Source organism: Anabaena sp. AL09, from assembly GCF_001672255.1.
GTDB classification, from domain to species: domain Bacteria; phylum Cyanobacteriota; class Cyanobacteriia; order Cyanobacteriales; family Nostocaceae; genus Dolichospermum; species Dolichospermum lemmermannii.
The window spans coordinates 749-8,608 of sequence record NZ_LJOQ01000063.1 but is presented as its reverse complement, the minus strand read 5'-3'; the positions used below and the strand labels follow the sequence as shown (position 1 = coordinate 8,608).

General features: G+C 39.3%; 7 protein-coding genes. 1 reads left to right on the top strand and 6 read right to left on the bottom strand.

Annotated elements, in window-relative coordinates; translation table 11 throughout:
• Positions 1 to 267 precede the first annotated feature (267 nt).
• The 3 genes from AN490_RS12580 to AN490_RS12570 all read right to left on the bottom strand — a co-directional run bounded on the left by AN490_RS12580 (position 268) and on the right by AN490_RS12570 (position 5,174).
• Positions 268 to 2,121 carry an AAA family ATPase gene (locus AN490_RS12580; RefSeq protein WP_300003648.1) on the bottom strand — a complete coding sequence of 618 codons (1,854 nt, stop codon included), beginning with the start codon at positions 2,119 to 2,121 and terminating at the stop codon, positions 268 to 270.
• A gap of 245 nt (positions 2,122 to 2,366) precedes the next feature.
• Positions 2,367 to 4,244 (bottom strand): ArsA family ATPase, encoded by a 1,878-nt coding sequence (locus AN490_RS12575; protein ID WP_300003646.1) that lies wholly within the window; start codon positions 4,242 to 4,244, stop codon positions 2,367 to 2,369.
• 249 nt (positions 4,245 to 4,493) lie between these two features.
• Positions 4,494 to 5,174 (bottom strand): GvpL/GvpF family gas vesicle protein, encoded by a 681-nt coding sequence (locus tag AN490_RS12570; RefSeq protein WP_271822646.1) that lies wholly within the window; start codon positions 5,172 to 5,174, stop codon positions 4,494 to 4,496.
• Between the two features lie 197 nt (positions 5,175 to 5,371).
• On the opposite strand from AN490_RS12570, the gene AN490_RS12565 reads away from it, so the two are divergent.
• Entirely contained in the window at positions 5,372 to 5,641 is a 270-nt protein-coding gene (locus AN490_RS12565; protein ID WP_271822647.1) for a gas vesicle protein, read from the top strand.
• A gap of 435 nt (positions 5,642 to 6,076) precedes the next feature.
• Here AN490_RS12565 and AN490_RS12560 read toward each other — a convergent pair whose 3' ends face one another.
• From AN490_RS12560 to AN490_RS12550, 3 genes are read right to left on the bottom strand one after another with little or no spacing between them, the layout of a single operon-like run.
• On the bottom strand, positions 6,077 to 6,436 hold the full coding sequence (locus tag AN490_RS12560; protein ID WP_300003642.1) for a gas vesicle protein GvpG: 360 nt from the start codon (positions 6,434 to 6,436) through the stop codon (positions 6,077 to 6,079).
• An 11-nt stretch (positions 6,437 to 6,447) separates the two neighbouring features.
• Positions 6,448 to 7,185: a GvpL/GvpF family gas vesicle protein gene (locus tag AN490_RS12555; RefSeq protein ID WP_300003640.1), complete on the bottom strand. Its 738-nt coding sequence runs from the start codon at positions 7,183 to 7,185 to the stop codon at positions 6,448 to 6,450.
• A 46-nt stretch (positions 7,186 to 7,231) separates the two neighbouring features.
• Entirely contained in the window at positions 7,232 to 7,699 is a 468-nt protein-coding gene (locus AN490_RS12550; RefSeq protein WP_015080756.1) for a gas vesicle protein GvpJ, read from the bottom strand.
• Positions 7,700 to 7,860 lie beyond the last annotated feature (161 nt).

The window sequence follows — 7,860 nt, the reverse complement described above, 5'->3', positions numbered from 1 at the left end:
ATGTTACTCTCTCCGTGCTGTCTATTATCTATTTACAGCTTATACTGAGAGAGCTTTTTTACAACTTGTCCGACTTTTCAAACACCCTCTTTGTCACTCTCTGAAAACAAACATAAAATGACAAAACCGAAGCGCAAACAAATTTCTCAAACTCACTAAAGCGACGCTGAAAACAATTACCAGTAGTATGGCCATTGCACTTACTTTTCTATGTTTTCCGACCCCCGGACAAATTCCTTGCAGCCAGGGGTAACAGTGAGAATCTAACTAATCATGACGTTGACTGACTAAAACCTGATGAGAATATTCAAAATCATCATTAGTAATTGTGATATCAGCAGGATCTGTCTGTCCTTGCCCTCGGAAACGGCGAATAGCTTCCACAGCAGCTTGATTGCACAGCAACACTAAATCAGCGCCATTCCAGCCTTCTGTGACTTCAGACCAATATGTTAAATTCACGTCTAATAATGGTCGTCCCTGAGTATAGACCTGCAAAATATCTAAACGACTGGCCAAATCAGGTAAATCTACTTTAAGTTGTAGATCTAACCTACCTGCCCGTAATAACGCTGGGTCAAGAGCATCAGGACGGTTTGTCGCCCCAATGACCAGAATACTTGCACCGACTTCTACACCATCCAATTCAGTTAATAATTGCCCTACTACCCGGTTACTCACGCCAGAATCACCGCTGTAAGTTCCTCTTGCCGGAGCTAATGTATCAATTTCATCAATGAATATGACACAGGGTTCTGCTTGTCGCGCCTTAGCAAATAATTCCCGCACTGCTTGTTCACTAGCGCCCACCCAACGGGTCAGTAACTCTGGTCCATTGACACCAATAAAATTAGCCCTGGCCTGGGAAGCCACAGCCTTTGCCAATAAAGTTTTACCAGTTCCCGGAGGACCCCATAGCAAAATCCCCTTGGGAGCAATAGCCTTAGTTTGTAGATAAAGTTCTGGATAAAGAAGCGCCCCTTCTACAGATTCTCGCAGGGTTTGCTTAATATTCTCTAAACCACTAATATCATCCCAAGCAACTTGGGGAACTTCAACTTCCACACTGCGAAGTACAGCCGGTTTGATTTCCTTTAGTCCCTGTAAAAAATCAGTTTGAATAACCGTCATGTTTTCTGGCGCTTGCACCTCTATAGAAGGAACTTGACGACGCAAAGCTGTGTAAGCAGCCTTTTGACAAACGGCCTTCAAATCAGCCCCCACAAATCCCACCGCCCGCTCGGCGATAAAATCGAGGTCAACGGTGTTATCCAAGGGCATGGAACGGGTGAGAATTTGCAGGATTTCTTTGCGGCCGTTGATATCAGGAATGCGAAAATGAACTTCCCGGTCAAATCGTCCTGGTCTTCGCAGGGCAGGGTCAAGGTGGTCAGGGCGGTTGGTAGCCGCGAGAACAATCACCCCTGGGCTATGGGAAAAACCGTCCATTAAGCCTAATAATTGGGCAACCAGACGCTTTTCAACTTCCCCTTCTACGGCACTGCGGTCTGGGGCGAGGCTATCAATTTCATCAATAAAAATAATACAGGGAGCATTTTTGGCGGCTTTTTCAAAAATACCGCGCAATCTTTGTTCCGCTTCACCGTAATATTTACTGATGACTTCAGGACCGACAATAGCAATGTAATTAACGCCCAGTTCCTCTGCCAAAGCCCGGGCGGTGAGGGTTTTGCCCGTTCCTGGCGGACCAACTAATAATACACCGTGGGTGGGTTCTAGTCCTAATTTAGCCAGTAGGTCAGGGCGTTTTAAAGGAATAGCAACCAGTTCTTTGAGTTCTTTGAGAATTTCGCTCAGTCCACCGATATCTTTAAGAGCAATACCTGAAGTAGGATCGGGAGGAACAACTGGATCTGAGGGACCTGCACCAGAAGCTGGGGGGGATTGAGTGTTCATCCGACTTGTACCCACATCATTACCCATACTGCCCATATTACCCCCCATATTACTGGTACGGGGCATATTTCCTGTTCTGGGAATACTGCTTAGGGGTCGGGAGTTAAACTGGACATTGGTCTTGATTTCTCCGTTTTCTGCTTTTTCTTCCAGAGCTTTTACTATTTCTAGTAACTGCTCAAATCCCTTAAATAAATCACTCATCAGATTCCTCCAAAAATTGACTCTAAAAAAACCATTGTTTCTTGGCTACATTATCCACTTAAAATAGTCCATTTTTTGTAGGTCGGGTTAAGCGACCGCGCAAACCGACGCTCATGTTGGGTTATGGCTGATGCCTCCGGCGAGCGCAGGGATACGCCACACTTCGTGAACGTACCTCAACCCAACCTACAAATCAAGACTTTTTTCGATTTGGACAAGGTATTGTTCTTGGCTACATTATCCACTTAAAATAAAAGATTGGCGGCACCTTGAATTCTGGCCATGGGTTCGACAGATCTGGGTAACTTAGGTAAGCGAATAATTGTTTGCTGTGAAAATAAGCTGCTCTCAATCTCTACATCTTGAGTGTAGCGATTTTGTACCACATAACGCTGTTGAATTCCTATGGTTTTTAGAGATTCTGTTAAGCGAATATGTTCAGCTATAATTGCCGCTTCTCCCTGAATTACACCCACAAATTGGGTATGCTTTGGGTTTTTTAATTTCTTCTGAGCTTTAACCACTTGTTGGCGCAGATTTCGCAACCGCCCAATGAAATCAACTCGACCCAAGACATTCTGATATTTCATCCATAACTTAAATATCCAAGATAACCAATCTCCTAATGCAGTTGGCATTTCCAAAAATTGCAGAAGATGACCTGTGGGTGCTGTATCTAGAATAATCAAATCTTGCTGGTTGCTGTCTAATAAATCCATGATGGTGATTAGAGATAGCATCTCATCAATACCTGGTAAAGCTTGAGACATAATCTGCCGCCAAGCCTCTGGAAGATAGGCAATATTTATTGTTGCGTCTGCTTCTGTTCCTTCACCACTAATCATATCCGCCAATTCCCAAAGATAATCGGCACGAAATTGATCTAATATTTTCTCAGCATTAATTTCCTGTCCACTTAAATTGGGAGCTAATAATTTTGGTTCATGGCCTAATTTTTCACCAAAAGCATCTCCCAAGGAATGAGCAGGATCTATGGAAATTACGCGAATGTTTTTATCAGGATAACGATTAGCAAAAGCCCAGGCCATGGCTGCTGACACTGTGGTTTTACCAACTCCTCCTTTGCCACCGACAACAATCAATTGACAGCCTTCCGCTACAAAATCAGTAAAGCTAGGTAGAATTTTAGTCGGCCATTGAATTGGTGGTGGAGAAGCGAGTTCCACTTGATCAATATTTTGAATTTGTCCTGCTAGATTATCTAATGCTAACCCTCCTAAAGGTGGGAATTGCTGTTGTGGTACTATGAAAACGGGTTTTTTTGGGGAAATTTTGAGGAATTTATTGATGAAGTTTTGCTGTTCTGCATAGCGGTCTAGCTCTGTATCTGAATTTGCCAAAATTCGATTGATTATTATTCCCGCATAGGGAACATCTAGGTTTTTTAAACTTTCTATGAATCGCTCGGTTTCGGCAAAACACATAGGTTCGGAAATGGCGACAACTATACAACCTGTAAATTGATTATCCTGTAGCAGTCGTCTCCCTTCTGCTAATTGAAATTTTAGATCAGCCAAAAAGTCATCAACTTCATCAAGAGTATAGTTTTTTCTGGTCAAAGTTTCTGTGATCACCTGATGCTTTTTTTGGAATAACTCTAATGAATTTAAAATCACATCTAAGAAATCTTTCAATCGCAATAGGTTTAAGGTATGACCAGAAGGAGCCATATCAACTACTATGCGATCTACTTTTTTTTCAGACAGTAGACGTTGGATTTCTAGTAACCCCATTAATTCATTTAAACCAGGCCAGTTCAAATCCCAAACTGGGGCTAAATCTTGTCCGTCTGCTAGACTTCCCCGCTCAACCAGTAGTTCTAAAAATTCGCTATATTTGGCCTTAAATTCTAAGAGCAGTTTTTCAGCATCTAAAGCCTGAACACTCAAATTAGGCAAATCTGTTAATGGTGAAGCATAATCTTTCACTTCTACCAGTAATACATCTCCTAAAGAATGTGCCGGATCTGTAGAAAGTAACAAAATTGTTTCTTCTGGGAACTGTTTTGCCCAATAACGAGCAAAACTGCAAGAAGTGGTAGTTTTGCCAACTCCACCTTTGCCGCTAAACATGACCAAATTAAGTGAGTCGTACTGGTTCATAATAAAGTTAAAAAATTAACGAAAAGACTAAGTAAGTAGGTCGGCGGAAAAGTTTATAACTATGTAAGGAAAAGTTAAGAAGGAGTATGTTTGTTGAATTTAATACGTTTTGTACTTATCTTGCTCACGAGTTAAAAATACCCTTAAACGAGCGCCCATATTTTAATCACCTCAGTAGATTTATTTTCCGTATTTACTTATCTTTACATAGTTTGGTTTCTTTGCGCCGACTTACTTAATAAATAATCATTAAATAAAGTGGTAAGGAGGAAGACAATCTCCTAAAAGTAGATCCCACCTTGGACAAGCTTTCTGCCAGGTTAAAAACTGTTCTAAAAGTAAGGTCTTATCTTGACAACTAACTAAGAGGTAAATCTGTATTTGTTCCTCTTGTTCTTGAACAACAACGGGTAATTGATTAACTTTGGTGATTAAATCAATAAGATTTTGTTTTTCTGCTGCTTGAGCAATACTAAAGTTATTTTGGTTTTGATAGCGTTGCTTTTTAGCTAAGAAATAATCCTTACCTCCCCCTTCAGATGGTACTATTTCTTCTATCATTCGTGGGATCAATTTTAAAGTAAATTCGTTTTTACCATTGATCTTTTCTAGCTTATTCTGATATTCTTTTTCATGGGATTTTAAATGGTTTAGCAGATTATTTGTAGAAGTAAAATAAGTTCCAAACCGCAAGGGTAAAACTGTAATCTGTTGAAAAAGGTCACAAATTACTCGATCATGATGTAAAGCCATTTGGATAATTTTTTCATCATTATTTTCAAATGATTCTAAAAATATCCCCGGTTCGACAATAGCCGCAAGTTCAGTACCATTAATTAGCACTACTTGATTAGCAGCACCCTGTGGCAAAATCAAGGGAGAGCTAGGTATTTCCAAAAAAGCATAAGTGTAGAGATTTTCTAATTCCATATATTTCACCTAGATAAAAATATTTGCTGTTACGAAGTACCTAAAGTTCATATTCATTGAAATAAGGGATAAATTTTTTTCCAGATAATTTGGGGATTTACAATTACAAAAACTTGGTTATAATGATAAAAAATATTCAGGTATTTTTCATGAAAACAGTTAGTAATCGCAGTATTAGCAGAGCTAAAATTAGCACAATGCCTCGGCCTAAGTCTGATGCATCAAGTCAATTGGATCTTTATAAAATGGTGACGGAGAAACAACGTATTCAGCGAGATATGTATTCTATTAAAGAACGAATGGGTTTACTTCAACAACGCTTAGATATCCTCAATCAACAGATAGAAGCGACAGAAAAAACGATTCATAAATTGCGTCAACCTCACTCAAATACTGCTCAAAATATAGTGCGTTCAAATATTTTTGTTGAGTCGAATAATTACCAAACTTTCGAGGTTGAATATTAAGATCTTAAATCTTGATAAATTTGGCAAAATATGAACACATTTTCCACATTTGACCCGCGAAAGCGGGTTCTTTATGATCAACTTAAACTTCATCTAAACATTGTACTAGTACAGAACGGCGTAAATAAACCAACCATTCTTAATCGCTAAAAAGTAGCCGAGACAGGCTTTTTAGGTATTTTTAATGGACGTTCGACTGCTCTCACACCTAAATCTCAGTCGAGCCGTTGGTTGACTAACGCTATTCTGTACTAGTTATATAACCATCCTATTTGAATTTTACTCAATATACTTAGATTGTAACACCGATCAGGAAAGGCTTGGACTTTCTCAATTTTTCAACAATCAAATAGGATTCCTATAGGATAATTCCCAATTACCGTTTTCTAAGGGTTTTGAAGATAAAAAGAGGTGGCTTACTTGCGCCCATCAATCCTAAGGTAACAAGACGAGATGTTGATCTTTATTAACTTCTGCTGTGAACTGAGGTGGATATTCAAAGTCTTCCTGTTCAGATTCTAATTCTAAGCGTGCTTCCTCTTGTTCAGCTTCTAGTTCCAAGCGTGCTTCCTCTTCTAAGGCTTGAATTTTTAAAAGAATCTCTTCTTCTTGAATCTCGAATTCTTCCTCACCAATTTCGCCAATATCAAAGGAAAGTTGCAAGCTTAATAATTGTTTATGCAAATTTTCTTGGGCATCAAATTCAGTGTTAGTCCGCTCTTGGATTTGCTCTGCAATCCAGACAACTCCATTCAGAGGACCCATAATGGGCAGTAGTAACAGTTTCGTCAGCATCGTAATAACTCCTATGAATCAAGCTGGGCAAATGTGTAGGGAGCAGTAAAATTGTTGTAGCGAATACGTAAGCGATCGCCAAATTTCTGATCAATCACTTCAACACGTTCACTAAATTCAGATTCACTTTCCCAAGGAATCAAAAAGGCTGCATTGTAAATCATTTCTTCCGTCATGGGGTCACTGACTACAATCTCCTGAGCGAAAGGATTTAGTTCCTGAGAGAAAACTTCAATTACAGCTTGTTTGCGGGCTAGGAGATTACTTTCAATTAATTGTCCAATTTGGATGACTTCCTCCATACTCAACTTTTTGCCTTCCATGTTGTCGCGCTGCTGCTTCAAATCCTGATGAGACTCCATCATGGTTTGTAATTCCGCTTTAGCATCCCAGAAAATTTTAATGCTTACCTCTCTTTTGCCTGCCAATTTTTGAAACAATTGATTCAATTGATCTTTATGGGGATTAATCAATTGACTCATGATGGTTTCCCAATCTTTAACCACTAATCCAAACCGCAGGGGGAGAAGAACACGAAAACCCGCATGCATTGTTTGTTCTAAAACTTTTTCATGAGTTAACAAATTACGGCGAGAAGCCAAATATTTTTCTTGACGAGCCTCTGAATATAAGAAACAAAACTCATCAACCACTTGACTATGAACAGGTTGCTTATCCAATCCTTCAAGATCAAGAGTTTCAGGAATTGTATTTGGAAAAATGCCGTACAAATAAAGAGGAATACTCATAAGCTGTGAATAAATTAAACCTAAATTTATGATTGATAAATTGGGATTAAATTGGTTTTGATGTCAAAACTAAACGTAATTTAGCGTGAATAAGATCGATTTGAGCGATACCTAAATCTATCTCACCATCTACAACAATTCCAGTATTTAAAAGTCGATCTAATAGCTCTAATACAGAAGGACGACTACTGGGTTGACCTGGATAATAAGAACCGGAAGATGGTAAAAGAGTCCCAATCTCTCCCAAATTTATATTCAAATCTGCCGGGTCAACCTCAAACATCTCACACAAATGTAAGATTTGTTCTTCTAACTTTTGCAGACTGTCTGCTGCCCGTTCTAAGTCAGGTTCACTCAGTAAATCCTCTTCCATGCGCCGAATTACTTGAGCTTCCATCAACTGGCGCACCAATTCCAATACAGTCAAAAGTAAAGGAGCTAAACCCGCTTCATTCTTGGGTTTAGAAGCAATGGTCAGTGAATTGTTGAAGTTTTCAGCGGGAGTGCAAACCATTTTTATGATGCAACCTAAAGTTTTAAATGTCTTTGATGCAATTTGATTATTAAAGTTTCAAGAGTTTCAGTTTTTGGCTCTACCGCTCCCTTTATGATATTTTCGGTAAAATATCCCTGAAACCCCTACACCGATTGGATTTGAGGTTTTAATATTTTCAA

Bases quoted from the DNA above. Each gene is read 5' to 3' on its own strand.
- AN490_RS12580 (WP_300003648.1), bottom strand. From the start codon at position 2,121: ATGAGTGATTTATTTAAGGGATTTGAGCAGTTACTAGAAATAGTAAAA.
- AN490_RS12550 (WP_015080756.1), bottom strand. From the start codon at position 7,699: ATGGTTTGCACTCCCGCTGAAAACTTCAACAATTCACTGACCATTGCT.
- AN490_RS12565 (WP_271822647.1), top strand. From the start codon at position 5,372: ATGCCTCGGCCTAAGTCTGATGCATCAAGTCAATTGGATCTTTATAAA.
- AN490_RS12570 (WP_271822646.1), bottom strand. From the start codon at position 5,174: ATGGAATTAGAAAATCTCTACACTTATGCTTTTTTGGAAATACCTAGC.
- AN490_RS12560 (WP_300003642.1), bottom strand. From the start codon at position 6,436: ATGCTGACGAAACTGTTACTACTGCCCATTATGGGTCCTCTGAATGGA.
- AN490_RS12555 (WP_300003640.1), bottom strand. From the start codon at position 7,185: ATGAGTATTCCTCTTTATTTGTACGGCATTTTTCCAAATACAATTCCT.
- AN490_RS12575 (WP_300003646.1), bottom strand. From the start codon at position 4,244: ATGAACCAGTACGACTCACTTAATTTGGTCATGTTTAGCGGCAAAGGT.